Genomic DNA, 16,059 nt, shown 5'->3' on the forward strand with positions numbered 1-16,059 from the left:
GTTCCCCTTCGTCTGTTCACCGTGATGTAGCCCGTCCATGGTGCTTCAAACGAGATCAATCCGCCGGGGAATCCTCCCCTTTGCGGCAGGTGTCGTCAGGGACGCGCGGGGGGCGGCCGTTGTCTCGTTTTCTGGACACCCGGGGTTCACTGCCCGACAATCACCAACGTGACGTCGTCCTTCGAGTTCAACACGTACCCCGCGCGGCTGTCCGACGCGGAGCGCGACAAGGTGCTGAAGGTGCTCCGTGACGGCGTCGCCATGGGCCGCCTGTCGCACGACACGTTCGTGCGCCGCATGGAACTGGCCCTCATCGCGCGCCGGTCCGACGAACTCGCCGTGCTCACCGCGGACCTGCCCCAGGAGAGCCGCGTCTCCCGCCTGGTGTTCGGCACCGTCGAGGCCGTCTCCGGCTTCACCGTGCGGCTGCGCAGGGCATGGCAGGCCGAGCGCCTGCCCAAGCTGCTGCTGCCGCACCCGGGCAGCGGCCACGCGCTGCGCATCGGCCGCGACCCGGCCAACGGTCTGCGGCTGACCCACGAGACGGTCTCCCGGGTCCACGCCGAACTCAGCCGTCAGGGCGGCATGTGGGTGCTGCGCGATCTCGGCTCCACCAACGGCACCACGGTCAACGGCCGGCGGGTCATCGGCGCCGCCGTCGTCCGCGAGGGCGATCAGGTCGGGTTCGGCCGGATGGCCTTCCGGCTCGCGGTCAACTGAGCCCAACCTCACCTCTGGCCTGGGCTTTACGTGCGGTCGCGGCCCAAAACCCTTTCCGCCGCACGGTGTTGACGTACCTCTCAAGTCGTGACTGACTGTGCGTACACCTTGCACACCAGGTGAACCGACGGCACCACATTGTGGAGGTGTGCCCTGCCGCCCCTCCTGCGCTATCCGACCGTCGACGAGCTGGGCGCACGGGCCGCGGCGCTCGTCGCCCGCCATCCCACGGACGCCCGACTGCGCCGCGCCGGCACCTCCCGCGCGGGAAACCCCCTGTGGCTGCTCTCCGTCGGCCACGGCAGCCGCCAGGCCCTCGTCGTGGCCGGCCCGCACGCCAACGAGCCGGTGGGCGGCGGCACCGTGCTCCGGCTGGCCGAGCGCGCCCTGGCCGACCCCCGGCTCACCGTCGGGGCCGACGCCACCTGGAACCTGCTGCTCTGCCTCGACCCCGACGGCCTGCGCCGCAACGAGGGCTGGCTGCGCGGCCCGTACTCCCTCGGCCGCTACTTCCGCAATTTCTTCCGGCCCGGCTTCGGCGAACAGCCCGAATGGCTGCCCGACGGCGCGGACGCCGCCGCACTGCCGGAGACCCGCACCCTGCTCGCCCTCCAGGACGAACTGCGGCCCATCCTCCAGTGCTCCCTGCACGGGGTCGACGTCGGCGGCGGCTTCGTGGAACTCACCCGGGACCTGCCCGGCCTCGCCCGGCGGGTCGCCGACACCGCGGCCCGGCTGCGCATCCCGCGCGAGGTCGGCCCGTACGACACCCTGTACTGGCCGTGTCTGGGCCCCGCCGTCTACCGGATCCCGCCGCCCCGCCGCGGCGACCTGGCCGCCGCCATCACCGAGGCCGCCGTCGAGTCGACCTGGTACCACCCGCACCGGTACGGCACCGTGACCGCCGTCGTCGAGTCACCCATGTGGGGCGTGGCCGCCGTCGAGGACGCCGGCGCACCCGCCGACGCGGCCGCCGTGCTGCGCACCGTCAGCCACACGCTGCGCCGCGACGCGCGGCTCCTGGAGGACGTCCTGGCGCGGATCCGCCCGTATGTCTCGGCCGCCCCGGACGCGGCGCGACTGCTCGCCCCGGTCGAGGACTATTTACTGGTCTGCCCCGGACTCGCCGACGCCTGGGACCCCGACGTCCCCGACGGCGGCCGCCCGATGCCCCCGCTCAGCACCGGTCACCTGACCGCGCTGCGCATCGCCGGGCGGCGCCTCGCCCTGCGCACAGCCGGACTCCTGCACCAGCTCGTGATCCGCGCGGGCACCGACCCGGCCGGCGCGCTGCCGGAACTGGACCGGCTCATCGACCTCTGGTGCGCCGACTACCGCGACGGGTGCGGGGCCCGTTGGATCCCGGTGCCGCGCCAGATCGAGTACCAGTCCCGGGTCGTGCTCTCCGCCTTCGAACTCGCCGTGCGGGACGCGCCCGCGCGCTCCCGTTCGGGTGAGCCGGGGTGGGGATCCGAGGCCGCCGTGCCGATGCATCGGGAATGACGTCCACGATCACAGCGACAACGACAGCGGTACGGCGAGCGGCACACCTGGCTCTGGCGGTGTCCGCCGCCCTGCTTCTCGCCGCCGCGGCCCCCGCGACGGCAGGGTCCGGAGCCGGTGGCGACCACCTCTACCTCATGGTGACCACGGGGGACGGCCGCTCCAGCGACACCCGCGGCACGCTCCTGCTGTGCGACCCGCCCCAGGGCCACGCTCGCGCCGCCGAGGCCTGCGCCCAACTGGACTCCGTCGGGGGTGACATCGACGCCCTTCCGGCCGCGGACGTCGTCTGCCCGATGCTCTACGCTCCGGTCACTGTCCGGGCCGACGGGCAGTGGAACGGCCGCCCTGTCGAGTACCGGCAGACCTTCTCGAACGGCTGTCTGATGGGGGCGCGGACAGGGGCGGTCTTCGCACTGGACGACTGACGCCCGGGGGCGGGGGGCGAGGCCGGGTCAGTCCGCCCGTACGCGCGCGTGCAGCGCCACCGCCACGACCGTGCGGGCCTGGTGCTCGATCTGGTGTTCCAGCGGCACCCAGCGGGCACCGAACCGCTCCGCGAAGGAATCGCTCCACGCCTCCACGAGCCGTTCGAGACGCGGTGCCGCGCGGTCGTCGGTCTCCCGCAGGACCCGCAGCAGCATCGCCGCGGCCCGCAGCGGCAGCCGGCGGGAGAACGCGTCCACACTGCCGATGTACGCCCTCGTGTCGTCGGCCGGCCGCGTGTGGATCCAGTCCGCGGCCAGCCCCGGCACCAGCCCCAGACCCCAGGTTGCGGCCCGCAGCAGTGGCCCGCCGGCAGCGTCGAGGCGCGGCAGCGCGTCCGCCAGTACCTGGTCCACCGCGCGCGACTGCCGCAGCAGCCGGCCCGCCAGCCGCCCCATCGCCGCCGTCGGCGCCGGATGCGGCGCCGGATCGTCCACCTGGTCGCTCGCCCACATCGGTACCTCGACCACCGCGGTCAGACCGCCGTGGCGGTGCGCGTGGTACCAGGTGCTGCGCCGCGCGTCGTCCGGCATGCTCGGGTACGCCGCCCCGGCGCCCGGCGCCGGCATCACATGCACCCCCGGTCCGGCCGCGGGCCAGCCCGCCGCGTCCGAGGCACCGGTCTCCACCGGTATGCGCAGCTCCGCCGCGGACTTGGCGAACGGCTCGGCGATCCCCGGCACGTCCTTCGTCAGCTGCACCCAGCTGCCGCCCAGATCGGTGCCGTGCAGGGTCACCTGGACGTAGGGCCGCAGTTCGTCGATCAGCCCGGTCAGGGCGCGGGTCTCGGGCGGCAGCCGGTCCGGCGGCAGCATCGCGGGCGCCCACTCCGGCTGCTCCGCCCCGGCGGGCCGGAAGAAGCCGAGGTGGTAGTCGAAGAGACTGCGCGGCGCCGGGGTCACATGCAGACTCGCCCCGTCGGGATCGGCGCACAGCAGGAAGTGCCAGGACGTGTCCGCCCGCAACTCCGGCTCGGCCAGCACCCGCCGGGCCACCGCCAGAGCCGCGGGGCCGCCGGCCGGTTCGTTGGCGTGGGCGCCCGCGACCACCAGGACGGCTCGCCGGGCCCGGCCGATCGACAGCACCTGGAGGGGTCTGCCCGCGCGCGAGACACCCACCCGCCTCAGCCGGCAGTCGCCGGGCCGCTGTGCGGCCAACGCCCGCGCGGACCGGACCAGTTCGGTCACCGTGGGGTAGCGCAGCTCCGGCAGGAGACTCACCCCCGACACGTCCGACCGGCCTCGCAATCCGCAGTACCCCACGGTCTGGTTGAGGTGTCAAGGACGCCGTGGGGGAGCCTCCAGGGGGCGCCCAGATGCATTTACCGGCAGCCGGTAGAGCCGTACGTGCCAGCGGGGTTGCCCACGCCCCCGCGCCCGCACCGGCGGCCCGGCGTCACTGCCGGTGCAGGCCGCGCCCAGCCGGCGTCAGGAACGCCTCGCCGACCGGGGGTGAGGACCGCGTGGTCCTCGCGCGCGCCCCGGTCCGCAAGCGCCCCATGACCGTCCTCGCGCGCGTGCCGCTCACCGGCGCTGCCGAGGCCTTCGTGGACCTCCTGCGGGACCTGGCCGCAGTCGCCCACACCGGCCGCCCGGTGTCACTGCCGGTGCAGGCCGCGCCCAGCCGGCGTCAGGAACGCCTCGCCGACCGGGGTGAGGACTGCGTGGTCCTCGCGCGACGGGACCTGGCCGCAGTCGGCCGCGCCCGGTCAGTCCGCGGCGACCCGCTCCAGCAGCGCCACCGGCGACTCGCCCAGGAGCTCCGCCACCCGCGCGTGCCCGGAGAACTCCCGCTCCGGAACCAGTACGTCGCGCCAGACGCCCGGCGGCAGCGGCAGCACCGTCTCCCCCCAGCCGCCCGCCTCCGCCAGCCGCAGCGACAGCCGGGTCACCGCGGTGATCACCTCCCCGGAGCGCGCGAACGCCACGCAGTGCGCCGCCGAGGGCCCCTCCGCGGCCAGCGGCGTGTACGTCGCCGCGTCCCCGAAGACGTCCGGCCTGCGCCGGCGCAGCCGCAGGGCCGCGGCCGTGAGCGCGCCCTTGTCACCGGAGTCCTCCGGCGGGAACCGCACCGGCCGCCGGTTGTCCGGGTCCACCAGCGCCAGGTACCTGCTCTCCGTGCCCTGGTACACGTCGGGCACCCCGGGCATCGTCAGCTGCACCAGGGCCGCGCCCAGCTCGTTCGCCCGGATGTGCGGATCGAGGCGCGTGCGCAACGCGGCCACCTGCTCGCCCTGCGCCCCGCACGGCCCGGCCGTGACGAACTCCGTCACCGCCTCCTCGTACGCCGGCTCCTGCTCCGTCCAGCTCGTGTACAGGCCCGCCTCGCGCACATGCTTCAGCAGCGCCTCCCGCACCCGCTCCGGGGCCGCGGGGCCGAGCCCGAACACCGTCTGCCAGGCCGCCCACGCCAGCTGCGCGTCCGGCACGCCCTCGCCGGTGCGGGTCACCTCGGCCAGCGTGTCCGCCCACCACCCTGGGCACTCGGTGAGCACGGCGAGGGCCGCCCGGACATCCGCACTGCGCTTGGTGTCGTGCGTCGACACCACGGTCCCCGTCAGCGGCCAGTCGCGCTGCACGCGCGTGCAGTAGGCGTGGAACTCCTCGGGCGCGACGGCCGGGCTGCCGGGGTTCCCGCCCACTTCGGTCGCCGACAGCAGCGGCACGTACCGGTAGAACGCCGTGTCCTCCACGGACTTGGCCCGCAGCGCCGACGCCGTCTGCGCGAACCGGGTCCGGAACTCCACCTGGTCCGGGCCGTCACCGGCCCGCCCCAGCACCAGATCCCGTACGACGTCCACGGCACCCGCCTCCTCGGGGACCACGAAGGCCAGCCGGGCCTCGGCCGCGGCCTCCTCGGTGACGACACGGGCGGCGTCCGAGGAACCGTAGGGCCGGTAGACCTCCATGCGCACCAGCAGCTCCTGGAGCGCGGTGCGCAGCGCCCAGGGCGCCCGGTCGCGCAGCGCGGGCTCCGGGGACGCGGCACACACGCGTGCCGCCACCCGGGTCAGACGGTCGGTCTCGGTGGCCAGCTCGTGCGTGATCACCTTGTACGCCGCCCGGCGTGCCGTCGCGTCCCAGTCGCCGCCGCGGTCGGTCTGCGGCGCGGCGAACCTCCGGTACTGGCCGAGGAGTTCCCCGAAGCCGGCCGGGTCCGTGAACAGCCCGTCGATGTGCCGCAGGGCGTCGTACCCCGTCGTCCCCGCCACGGGCCAGGAGGCCGGCAGCCGCTCCCCGTCCGCCAGGATCTTCTCCACCACCGTCCAGCGCCCGCCGGTCGCCTCGTGGAGCCGCTGGAGGTAGGCGTCGGGGTCGGCGAGGCCGTCGGGGTGGTCGATCCGCAGCCCGTCGAGCACGCCCTCGTGCAGCAGCTGGAGGATCTTGGCGTGGGTGGCCTCGAACACCTCGGGGTCCTCGACCCGCACCCCGATCAGCTCCGAGATGCTGAAGAAACGCCGGTAGTTGAGCTCGGTGCGGGCCAGCCGCCACCACACCGGGCGGTACCACTGCGCGTCCAGGAGCTGCGGCAGGGGAAGCTCCCCGGTGCCCTCGCGCAGCGGGAACACATGGTCGTAGTAGCGCAGGACCTCCCCGTCCACCGTGAGGTTGCCGAGCTCCTCGCCGACCGGATGCCCCAGCACCGGCAGCAGCACCTGGCCGCCCTGCGCCTCCCAGTCGATGTCGAACCAGCGGGCGTACGGCGACTTCGGGCCCTCCCGCAGCACCTCCCACAGGGCGTGGTTGTGGCGCGGGTCCATCGCCATGTGGTTCGGCACGATGTCCGCCACCAGGCCGAGCCCGTGCTCCCGCGCGGTGCGCGACAGGGCCCGCAGCCCCGCCTCGCCGCCCAGCTCCTCGCGCACGCGGGCGTGGTCCACGACGTCGTAGCCGTGCGTCGAACCGGGGACGGACTCCAGGACGGGGGACAGATGCAGGTGCGAGACGCCCAGCGAGGCCAGATACGGCACGGCCGCCGCCGCGGCCGCGAACGGGAACTCGCGCTGCAGCTGCAGCCGGTACGTGGCCGTCGGCACCGACGGGTCGGGTCGCTCAGGTGTCATGCAGACCTACGTACCCGCCCTGCGGCCTTTCGTGTCATCGCATGCTCCATGTGCGCGGGCCGGTGGCGTCGGGACGCTGCCGTCCCGACGCCACCGGTTCGTTCCGCTAGACGGGCCGTCGTAGCACCACCATGCTGCGGTCCACCAGCGTCAGCCCGTCCCCGGCCTGCACCTTCGCCTCCGTGCCCGGCGGCACCCCGTCCGTGCGGGCGGTGTCGACCACGACCTCCCACTGCCGGCCGTGGTTGACCGGCACCACGAAGTCCAGCGCCTTGGGCGAGGCGTTGAACATCAGCAGGAACGAGTCGTCGGTGATCCGTTCCCCGCGGGCTCCGGGCTCGGAGATCGCGTTGCCGTTGAGGAAGACCGTCAGCGCCGAGGCCTGCGCCCGGTCCCAGTCCCGCTGGGTCATCTCCTTGCCCTCGGGCGTGAACCAGGCGATGTCCGACAGCTCGTCGTGGGTCCCCTCCACGGGCCGCCCGTGGAAGAAGCGGCGGCGCCGGAAGACCGGATGGTCCTTGCGCAGCCACACCATCGCGCGCGTGAAGGCCAGCAACTCGGCGCCGAGCCCCGCCGCCCCGTCCCCGGCCTCCTCCGGCCAGCGCACCCAGGCCAGCTCGCTGTCCTGGCAGTAGGCGTTGTTGTTGCCGCGCTGGGTGCGCGCCACCTCGTCGCCGTGGCTGATCATCGGCACGCCCTGGGACAGCATGAGGGTGGCGATGAAGTTGCGCATCTGGCGGGCGCGCAACTCCCGTACCGCGGGGTCGTTGGTCTCCCCCTCCGCCCCGCAGTTCCAGGACCGGTTGTGGCTCTCGCCGTCGCGGTTGTCCTCGCCGTTGGCGTCGTTGTGCTTGTCGTTGTACGAGACGAGGTCGTGGAGGGTGAACCCGTCGTGGCAGGTGACGAAGTTGATCGAGGCCAGCGGACGCCGGCCGTCGTCCTGGTAGAGGTCGGAGGAACCGGTCAGCCGGGACGCGAACTCCGCCAGCGCGCGCGGCTCGCCCCGCCACAGGTCCCGTACGGTGTCGCGGTACTTGCCGTTCCACTCGGTCCACAGCGGCGGGAAGTTGCCCACCTGGTAGCCGCCCTCGCCGACGTCCCACGGCTCGGCGATCAGCTTCACCTGGGAGACCACCGGGTCCTGCTGGACCAGGTCGAAGAACGACGACAGCCGGTCCACCTCGTGGAACTGCCGGGCCAGGGTCGCCGCGAGGTCGAAGCGGAAGCCGTCCACGTGCATCTCGGTCACCCAGTACCGCAGCGAGTCCATGATCAGCTGGAGCACGTGCGGGGACCGCATGAGCAGGGAGTTCCCGGTGCCCGTGGTGTCCATGTAGTACCGCTGGTCGTCGGTCAGGCGGTAGTACTGCGGGTTGTCGAGGCCCTTGAAGGACAGCGTCGGGCCCAGGTGGTTGCCCTCGGCGGTGTGGTTGTAGACGACATCCAGGATGACCTCGATCCCGGCCTCGTGCAGCGCCCTGACCGCCGACTTGAACTCCAGGACCTGCTGGCCGCGGTCGCCCCAGGAGGCGTACGCGTTGTGCGGGGCGAAGAAACCGATGGTGTTGTAGCCCCAGTAATTGTTCAGGCCCATGTCGACCAGGCGGTGGTCGTTCACGAACTGGTGGACCGGCATCAGCTCCAGGGTGGTGACGCCGAGCTCCACCAGGTGCTCGATGATCGCGGGGTGCGCGAGCGCGGCGTAGGTGCCGCGGAGCTCCTCGGGCAGCCCCGGGTGCCGCATGGTGAGGCCCTTGACGTGCGCCTCGTAGATCACCGTCTCGTGGTAGCCGATCCGCGGCCGCCGGTCGTCGCCCCAGTCGAAGTACGGGTTGACCACGACCGAGGTCATGGTGTGCGGCGCCGAGTCGAGATCGTTGCGCTTGTCGGGCGAGTCGAAGTGGTAGCCGTAGACCTCCTCGCCCCAGCGGATCGATCCGCTGATCGCGCGCGCGTAGGGGTCGAGCAGCAGCTTCGAGGAGTTGCAGCGCAGGCCGCGATCGGGAGCGTACGGGCCGTGCGCCCGGAAGCCGTAGCGCTGTCCGGGCATCACGCCCGGCAGATACGCGTGCCGGACGAACGCGTCGCTCTCGCGCAGTTCCACCGCCGTTTCCGAGCCGTCGTCGTGCAACAGACACAGCTCTACTCGGTTCGCGGCCTCGGTGAAGACCGCGAAGTTGGTACCGGCGCCGTCGTACGTGGCACCGAGTGGATACGCCTCTCCAGGCCAGACCTGCATGAAACGACTCTTTCAGCTCTCCCGCGCCGCGTGTGGCGCCTTGGCCCCGAGTGTCCCCGAAAGTGATGGAACCACCTATGACTTACGTCCCTCTTACCGATCGACCAGTGCACAGGGCGGTCACAGAACTGTTCTTTGCCGAAATATCGGGGCATACACATACTCCCGGAGATGCCCGGGGAGTAGGGGGAAGATGTGCGCAAGATAGTGCACCGCCACCTCGGGAAGGTGGTGGCAGGTGCGGCCATCGCGGTGGCGGGGACCGCCGTGATGGTCGGGATCACCCTGCCGGGCACGGCGGGGGCGGACGACACCGGGGGCGGCAAGACGGCCTCCGGGCAGCCCGCGGCGCAGGCGGGGCAGGGCGCAGACGGGGCCGTGGCGCCCGGGGTCGTCGAAAAGGCGCCGGCCGCCGAGGGTGAGAAGGGCAAGGGTCGCGACCCGCTCACCGACGACGAGATCAAGCGGGTCGAGCAGCTCGCCGTGAACCCGCAGATGATGAACTCCAGCGAGGACGTCGAGGGCGATCGCGGTCCCGAGCGCCTCACCGTGGACCTCGCCGACCCGAAGGCCGGCGAACTGGACGACCCGAACGCGCCCCGGCGCGCGAACGTGACGTTCTACGACTACCGGGACGACACCCTCGTCACCCGGACCGTCGACCTCGACAGCGGAAAGGTCGTCGCGACCGGCTCCCAGCACGGCGTCCAGCCGCCGCTGAGCAGCGCCGAGTACGCGGAGGCCGCGAGCCTGCTGATCGCCGACCCGCTCGGTGCGGACCTGAAGGCCGACTACAAGGACGCCACCGACAAGGACCTCACCAACGCCGACCAGCTGCTGCTCACCGGCGCCGTGTACCGGGCCGTCCCGGGCGGGCAGCCCGCCGCGCTCGACAAGTGCGGCGAGCACCGCTGCGTGCGGCTGTTCCCCAAGGTGAAGAACGGCCCCTGGATCGACGCCAGGGCCTTCGTGATCGATCTGAGCGCCCGCAAGGTCGCCAAGCTCGAGAGCTGATCCGCCTTTCTCCGTCCACTTTTCCCACCTGCTCCTTCGCAAGGGAGTCATCTCTTCATGCGTAACAGAATCAGCCGCGCGCGCAGGCACGCGGCCCTCGGCGTGTCCGTGGCCGCGCTGGCCGCCGGTGTCACGACCGGCGCGGGACCGGCCGCCGCCCAGCCCGGGGTCGCCGCCGCGGCCGCCGCGGAGTGCAGCAGCGCCTACAAGATCGAGCAGAAGCTCGCCAGCGGTACCACCTGGCGGATGTGCTGGCGCTACGACAGCAAGGCCGGAATGGTCCTGGAGGACATCTCCTACCAGCCCAAGGGCGAGGCCGCGCCGATCAAGGTCCTCAACAGCGCCCGGCTCGGGCAGATCCACGTCCCCTACGACGACGGCAGCGTCGAGTACGACGACCTGACGGGCTTCGGCTTCGCCCAGGGCCTGATGAACCTGGACCCGGGCGAGTGTCCCGGCGGCACCATCAAGAGCGTCAAGGTCCCCGACTCCTGGGACCCGGACCACTCGGACGTCAACGGCCTGTGCACCACGACCCGTTCGCGCGGTCACGCCTACCGCATGCAGGGCGACAGCGCGAACAAGGTCTACCAGGCCCAGGGCAAGGACCTGCTCGTCTACTCGGTCAACCAGGTCGGCTGGTACGAGTACATGACCGAGTGGCGCTTCCAGGACGACGGCACCATCACCATGAACCTCGGCGCGACCGGCAGCCTCTCCTACGAGGACTACGACGCCGGCGACGGCCGTGGCTGGCCCATCGGCAAGGGCCCCCGCGCCCAGGCCACCAGCCACAGCCACAACGCCTTCTGGCGCCTGGACTTCGCCCTCGACGGTTCCTCCAAGAACCGGGTCGAGCAGTACGACTCGACGGTCACCGCGGCCGCCCAGGGCCAGCAGACCGCGACCGTCAAGACCACCCGCACCCCGGTCACCAAGGAACTCGCGGGCGACGCCAAGAGCTACCGCTGGTGGCGCATGGTGAGCGCGGTCGGCAAGAACAAGGACTGGCACCCGCGGTCCTACGAGATCGTCCCCGGCCCGAGCACCAAGTACCCGGGCCGCGCCTTCACCAAGCACGACGTGTACTTCACCGAGTACAACCCGTGCGAGCAGTTCGCCAGCAACAACACCGGCAGCTGCGCCGCCGGGGCGGGCACGTCCGTCGACAAGTGGGTCAACGGCCAGGACCTCACCCACCCGGTGGTCTGGATGAACGTGGGCTTCCACCACATCGCGCGCGACGAGGACCAGCAGCCCATGCCGGTCCACTGGCAGGGATTCTCCATCGCCCCCAGGGACGTCACGGCTATGAATCCGCTCACTCCGGCCGAGCTCGCCGGGCAGAACGGGCACTGGGAGCCCGGTAGTTGAGATTGACCCTGTCCATCCGGCTGCACCGCCGACCGCTCCCGGAGTACCCTTCCTTGATCGTTGGGTGGGGCCATGCCCCCGGGAGTGCTCGGGGGAGCGGAAGGCGGTGCGCGGGTGGGCTCGGGAGGGCTGGAGTTGCCCCCTGGTGACGAGGGTCACGAGGGGAACTCCCAAGACGCCCCGCCCGGCACGGTGTCCCTGGCACGGCCGATGGACGCGGGAGCGACGATCGGGCCGGAGCTGGACTGGGACGCCGACGCCTGGCGCGAGGTGCGTACGCGCGCGCAGCGGGCGGGCCGTGCCTACATCTGGCTGAACCTCGTCGAACAGCGGCTACGGGCTGTCGTGGCCGCTGTTCTGCGTCCCATCTACGAACCCGTGCACGGCCACGACGACTGGGTGGTCGCGGCCGCCGGACCCGCCGGACAGGAGTGGGTCCAGCGCGCGGTCGCGGTCCGTGAGGTCAGCCGCCGCAAGGGCTATCTGCTCGACCCCGCCGACGACAACGTCCTCAGCTTCCTCACCCTGCCCCAGCTGCGCGAGCTGATGGTGCAGCACTGGCCGTGCTTCGAGCCCTACTTCGACGACCGCAGGGACGTCGAACTGGCCCTGGACGAGCTGGAGGTGACGCGCAACGTCGTCTCCCGCAACCGGGCCCTGTCCGAGGCGGTCCTCGGCCAGGCCGAGCGCGCCGCCGCCAAGCTCCTGGAGATACTCGGCGCCGGCGGCGACGTGCCGTCCGCCCGCCGGCTGCCCGTCGACGCGGTCGAGGACCTGGTCGGCGACCGGTACGCCGACGTGGTCGCCGTGCACTCCGACCGGGTGCGGCTGCTGCGCCAGTTTCCCGCCGAGGACATCTTCGGCGGCGCCCGGCGCCTCGACGCCGTCGGTATCGGCCTCAACCTCCTCGTGCAGAACTTCTCCGGCCGCCGGCTGGTGCGTCTGGCCGAGGGCGGCTGCCGGGTGCGGCTGCTGTTCCTGAACCCGGCCTCCAGCGCGGTCAAGCGGCGCGAGCGGGAACTGGGTCTCAAGAGGGGCGAGTTGAGCCGGGCCGTCGAGATGAACATCCTGCACATGCGCCGGGTGCGCTCCAGGCTGCGCGACCCGGGCGCCTTCGAGATCCAGGTCTACGACGACACCCCGCGCTTCACGGCCTACCTCGTGGACGGCGACGGCTCCGACGGCATCGCGGTCGTGCAGTCCTATCTGCGCCGGTCGCGGGGCATGGAGGCACCGGTCCTCGTGCTGCGCAACGGAAACCGGGTGGTCAAGGCGGGCGATGTGGACGACAGCGGTCTCTTCCCGACCTACCGCGAGGAGTTCGAGACGAACTGGGTGGATTCGCGTCCGGTGTCCTGAAGTGTCCCCGCTTTCCCGGGCGTCGGCGATGCCAAGCGGAATGCGGCCCTCTGACTGTCAGTGGCGCATGGGAAGGTGGAGACCACTGGGGGAAAGCACCACCAAGAAGGGGGACCGCCCATGGGCTGGCACCGAGAGCTGCTGATCGGCTTCGACCTGGAAACCACCGGCACCGACCCGCGCGAGGCGCGCATCGTCACCGGAGCCGTGATCGAGCTCAGGGACGGACAGCCCCTGGGGCGCCGGGAGTGGCTGGCGGACCCGGGCGTGGAGATCCCGGCGGACGCGGTGGCGGTCCACGGGATCAGCAACGAGCGGGCGGCCGCGGAGGGCCGTCCCGCCGACCAGGTCGCCGACGCCATCGCGGACGTCCTCGCGACCTACTGGAAGACGGGCGTCCCGGTCGTCGCCTACAACGCCGCCTTCGACCTGAGCCTGCTCTCCGCCGAACTGCGCCGGTACGGCCTGCCGTCCCTGCGTGAGCGCCTCGGCGGCCTCGACCCGGCCCCGGTCATCGACCCGTACACCATCGACCGCTCGGTGGACCGCTACCGCCGTGGCAAGCGCAACCTCGAAGCGGTCTGCACGGAGTACGGCGTCGCGCTCGACACCGCCCACGACGCCTGTGCCGACGCGCTCGCCGCGGCCCGGCTTGCCTGCGCGATAGCCGTGCGTCACCCGAAGGTCGCGGCCCTCGGCCCGGTGGAGCTGCACCACCGTCAGATCGAGTGGTATGCCGAGTGGGCGGCGGACTTCCAGAGCTTCCTGCGCCGCAAGGGCGACGCGACGGCCGTGGTCGACGGCGTCTGGCCGCTGCGCGAGCTGGCCGACGAGACGGTGTGAGCGGGCGTCACCCCGTCGGCGTGTCCGCGTGCGCAGGAGTCGCGACCGGCTCCACCCGCGGCTTCGCCACCCGCTGGAAGTCGGCCCCCGACATGCACAGCGACCGGTCCAGCCGGGCTGCGTTGAAGTACAGCCGGGGCTGCTTCACGACCTCCGGATCGGCGACGACCTCCAGCTCGGGATCGAAACTGAACGGCAGCACCGTGCCGGGGATCGCGCGGGCCAGCCGCTCGGCGGTCTCCGCGTCGCTGAACCCGACATAGCGCGCGGCGTACAGCGCCCGGACCGCGTCCAGGTCCACGCGCCGGTCCCCGGGGACGACCGCGAGGACATGCCGGGTGGTCCGCCGGTCCACCTTGACCCGCAGCACGATGCACTTCGCGGCCTCGGAGGCGGGGTGCCCGCGCAGCGCGCACACGGCGTCCGTGGTGCCTTCGGGGGCGTGGTCGATCAGCCGGTGCTCGACGCGGGAGGCGTCGAGAAGGGAGATCAGACGGTCGTAGGTGTCCTAGGCGTCGGCGCCGGGCATCGGGTGTCCTCTCCGGTGGGATGAACCGCGGGGTGGGGCGGGGCGGTGGTGCGACGGGCGCGCTCCACGGACTGCCCCCAGTAGGTGCCGGTGATCATCATCACCGCGCCGAGCCCGGCCAGTGCGGTGAGGTGCTCGCCCCCCAGGGCGACCCCCGCCGCCGCGGCCCAGATCGGCTCGGTGCCCAGCAGCAGACTGGCCCGGCTGGCCGAGGTGCGCTGCACGGCCCAGGTCTGGGCGAGGAAGGCGAACACACTGCAGAACAGGGCGAGATAGAGCAGTTGCGTCCAGGTGGCCGGGTCCGCGTGGGCCAGGGCCGGAAGATCGGGCGCGGCCAGGGGGAGGAACAGGACCGTGCCGAGGAGGGTCTGCACGGTCGTGAGGTGCAGCGGCCGTATCGTCCGGCCCGCGGTGAGCCGGCCGACGAGCGCGACATGACCGGCCCGGACGACCGCGGCGCCGAGCATCAGGAGGTCGCCGAGGCGGGGCGCGTGGAAGCCGTTGCCCGCCATGAGGAGGCCGACGGCCAGGACGCACACCCCGGCGGCCGCGTAGAAGGCGGGTGGCAGACCGCCCGGGTGACCGGTGCGGTCGAGGAGGGGGGTGAGGACGATGGTCAGGCTGATGATGAGGCCCGCGTTGGCGGCACTGGTGTGGGCGACGCCGTAGGTCTCGACGAGCAGCACGGCGGCCTGGGTGAGGCCCAGGGGCACTCCCGCCCGCAGCTCCTCGCGGGTCCAGCGGCGCGGTCCCCGCCCGGGGGCGGCGACGACTCCCAGGCAGGCGAGCGCGGACAGGGCGTAGCGGGCGAGGAGCACCAGCAGGACAGGGAGGGCGGACGTCGCCGTCTGGGCGGAGAGATAGCTCGAACCCCAGACGATCGCGACCAGCAGGAGTACCGCGTCGGTACGGCGGGCGTCGGACACCCGCCCACCCTGCACCGCTCGGTCTCTGAAGCCCAGAGCCAGTTTCTTCAACGATCTTTTAGTGCTCCTACACTGTCGTGGTGGACGAACGACAGCTGCGGATCCTGCGGGAGCTCGGCGAACTGGGCAGCGTCACCGCGGTCGCCGAGGCGCTCCTCGTGACCCCGTCGGCGATCTCGCAGCAGCTGCGGCTGTTGCAGCGCTCGGTCAGGGTGCCGCTGACCGAACGCGACGGCAGACGGCTGGTGCTCACGGACGCCGGTCAGGCGCTGGCGGGCGCGGCCATCGAGGTGGAGACGGCGCTGGCCCGCGCCCGCCACACGGTCGAGGAGTTCGTGGACCGGCCCGGCGGCGAGGTCTCGGTGGCGGCCTTCCACAGCGCGGGCGCGGCCTTCTTCCCCCTGCTGCTGCGCGCCCTCGCCGGTCCCGGCGCCCCCGTGCCGAGGCTGGCCGACGAGGACGTACCGCAGGAGGACTTCCCGCGCCTGACCCGCGAGTACGACATCGTCCTGGCCCACCGCCTCGACCACGCCCCCGCCTGGCCGCCCACGGTGACGGCCACCACGCTGCTGCGCGAACCCCTGGACGTGGCCATGCCCGCCGACCACCCGCTGGCGGCCGGACGCCGGGTGACCCCGGCAGACGTGGCCGACGAGCCCTGGATCACCGTCCACGACGGCTTCCCGGTCATGGCGACCATCGAGGCGATCGCGGCGGCAGCGGGCCGCCGCCTTCATCTGGCCCACCGCATCAACGAGTTCGCGGTGGCGGCGGAGGCCGTGGCGGCGGGCGGCGGCCTGGCGCTGATGCCCCGCTGGACCATGCCCCGGCATCCGGCGCTGGTCCTGAGACCCCTGAGCGGCGTGCGGGCGAGACGCCACATCGACGCCCTGTACCGCCCCGAGAGGACGGCGAGGAGGGCGGTCCGTACGGTTCTCACGGAGCTCAGGTCGGCGGCACGGACCATCCGGGGTGCGGACGACTGACCCGGGGGCGCGCCACG

The 16,059-nt window shown here is 72.5% G+C and carries 13 protein-coding genes; 8 read left to right on the forward strand and 5 right to left on the reverse strand.

The genetic code is table 11. The features are described 5' to 3' along the window. Positions 1-168 precede the first annotated feature (168 nt). The 3 genes from AQI94_RS26020 (at position 169) to AQI94_RS26030 (ending at position 2,651) form a co-directional block, all read left to right on the forward strand. Positions 169-720 carry a DUF1707 and FHA domain-containing protein gene (locus AQI94_RS26020; protein WP_007385491.1) on the forward strand — a complete coding sequence of 184 codons (552 nt, stop codon included), beginning with the start codon at positions 169-171 and terminating at the stop codon, positions 718-720. 138 nt (positions 721-858) lie between these two features. Further along, a complete protein-coding gene (locus AQI94_RS26025) occupies positions 859-2,223 on the forward strand; it encodes a M14 family zinc carboxypeptidase (protein ID WP_062229956.1) in 1,365 nt (454 codons plus the stop codon). After that, positions 2,220-2,651 (forward strand): subtilase-type protease inhibitor, encoded by a 432-nt coding sequence (locus AQI94_RS26030; RefSeq protein ID WP_031053823.1) that lies wholly within the window; start codon positions 2,220-2,222, stop codon positions 2,649-2,651. The genes AQI94_RS26025 and AQI94_RS26030 overlap by 4 nt, the downstream gene beginning before the upstream one ends. Before the next feature lie 27 nt (positions 2,652-2,678). On the opposite strand, the gene AQI94_RS26035 is transcribed toward AQI94_RS26030, so the two are convergent. From AQI94_RS26035 to glgX, 3 genes are all read right to left on the reverse strand, one after another. Continuing rightward, entirely contained in the window at positions 2,679-3,929 is a 1,251-nt protein-coding gene (locus tag AQI94_RS26035) for a M14 family zinc carboxypeptidase (protein WP_062229957.1), read from the reverse strand. A gap of 488 nt (positions 3,930-4,417) precedes the next feature. After that, the gene (treY, locus tag AQI94_RS26040) at positions 4,418-6,772 is read right to left on the reverse strand and encodes a malto-oligosyltrehalose synthase (protein ID WP_031051819.1); all 2,355 of its coding nucleotides are present in this window, start codon (positions 6,770-6,772) and stop codon (positions 4,418-4,420) included. A gap of 106 nt (positions 6,773-6,878) precedes the next feature. Next, on the reverse strand, positions 6,879-9,011 hold the full coding sequence (glgX, locus tag AQI94_RS26045; protein ID WP_031051820.1) for a glycogen debranching protein GlgX: 2,133 nt from the start codon (positions 9,009-9,011) through the stop codon (positions 6,879-6,881). A gap of 195 nt (positions 9,012-9,206) precedes the next feature. Here glgX and AQI94_RS26050 point away from each other — a divergent pair, with 195 nt between their 5' ends. The 4 genes from AQI94_RS26050 to AQI94_RS26065 all read left to right on the forward strand — a co-directional run bounded on the left by AQI94_RS26050 (position 9,207) and on the right by AQI94_RS26065 (position 13,601). After that, a complete protein-coding gene (locus tag AQI94_RS26050; RefSeq protein WP_031051822.1) occupies positions 9,207-10,025 on the forward strand; it encodes a hypothetical protein in 819 nt (272 codons plus the stop codon). A 57-nt stretch (positions 10,026-10,082) separates the two neighbouring features. Beyond that, positions 10,083-11,399 carry a copper amine oxidase gene (locus AQI94_RS26055; RefSeq protein ID WP_062229958.1) on the forward strand — a complete coding sequence of 439 codons (1,317 nt, stop codon included), beginning with the start codon at positions 10,083-10,085 and terminating at the stop codon, positions 11,397-11,399. A gap of 72 nt (positions 11,400-11,471) precedes the next feature. Further along, positions 11,472-12,758, forward strand: a complete 1,287-nt coding sequence (locus AQI94_RS26060) for an SAV2148 family HEPN domain-containing protein (protein ID WP_199814331.1) — start codon at positions 11,472-11,474, stop codon at positions 12,756-12,758. 120 nt (positions 12,759-12,878) lie between these two features. Beyond that, positions 12,879-13,601, forward strand: coding sequence for a 3'-5' exonuclease (locus tag AQI94_RS26065; RefSeq protein WP_031046430.1), 723 nt, complete (start codon positions 12,879-12,881; stop codon positions 13,599-13,601). A gap of 7 nt (positions 13,602-13,608) precedes the next feature. Here the strand turns inward: AQI94_RS26065 and AQI94_RS26070 are convergent, their stop codons facing one another. Then, positions 13,609-14,094 (reverse strand): YbaK/EbsC family protein, encoded by a 486-nt coding sequence (locus tag AQI94_RS26070; protein WP_051832255.1) that lies wholly within the window; start codon positions 14,092-14,094, stop codon positions 13,609-13,611. Beyond that, positions 14,091-15,056, reverse strand: a complete 966-nt coding sequence (locus AQI94_RS26075; protein WP_037942561.1) for a DMT family transporter — start codon at positions 15,054-15,056, stop codon at positions 14,091-14,093. The genes AQI94_RS26070 and AQI94_RS26075 overlap by 4 nt, the downstream gene beginning before the upstream one ends. Before the next feature lie 80 nt (positions 15,057-15,136). Between AQI94_RS26075 and AQI94_RS26080 the strand changes: the two genes are divergently transcribed. After that, the gene (locus AQI94_RS26080; RefSeq protein ID WP_031046420.1) at positions 15,137-16,042 is read left to right on the forward strand and encodes a LysR family transcriptional regulator; all 906 of its coding nucleotides are present in this window, start codon (positions 15,137-15,139) and stop codon (positions 16,040-16,042) included. The last annotated feature ends 17 nt before the right edge of the window (positions 16,043-16,059 follow it).

Source organism: Streptomyces pseudovenezuelae, assembly GCF_001513955.1.
Lineage (GTDB): Bacteria > Actinomycetota > Actinomycetes > Streptomycetales > Streptomycetaceae > Streptomyces > Streptomyces pseudovenezuelae.

What these genes read in the sequence shown, in the direction of transcription:
- AQI94_RS26065 (WP_031046430.1), top strand. Translation starts at nt 12,879, where the DNA reads ATGGGCTGGCACCGAGAGCTGCTGATCGGCTTCGACCTGGAAACCACC.
- AQI94_RS26060 (WP_199814331.1), top strand. Translation starts at nt 11,472, where the DNA reads ATGCCCCCGGGAGTGCTCGGGGGAGCGGAAGGCGGTGCGCGGGTGGGC.
- AQI94_RS26055 (WP_062229958.1), top strand. Translation starts at nt 10,083, where the DNA reads ATGCGTAACAGAATCAGCCGCGCGCGCAGGCACGCGGCCCTCGGCGTG.
- treY (WP_031051819.1), bottom strand. Translation starts at nt 6,772, where the DNA reads ATGACACCTGAGCGACCCGACCCGTCGGTGCCGACGGCCACGTACCGG.
- glgX (WP_031051820.1), bottom strand. Translation starts at nt 9,011, where the DNA reads ATGCAGGTCTGGCCTGGAGAGGCGTATCCACTCGGTGCCACGTACGAC.
- AQI94_RS26030 (WP_031053823.1), top strand. Translation starts at nt 2,220, where the DNA reads ATGACGTCCACGATCACAGCGACAACGACAGCGGTACGGCGAGCGGCA.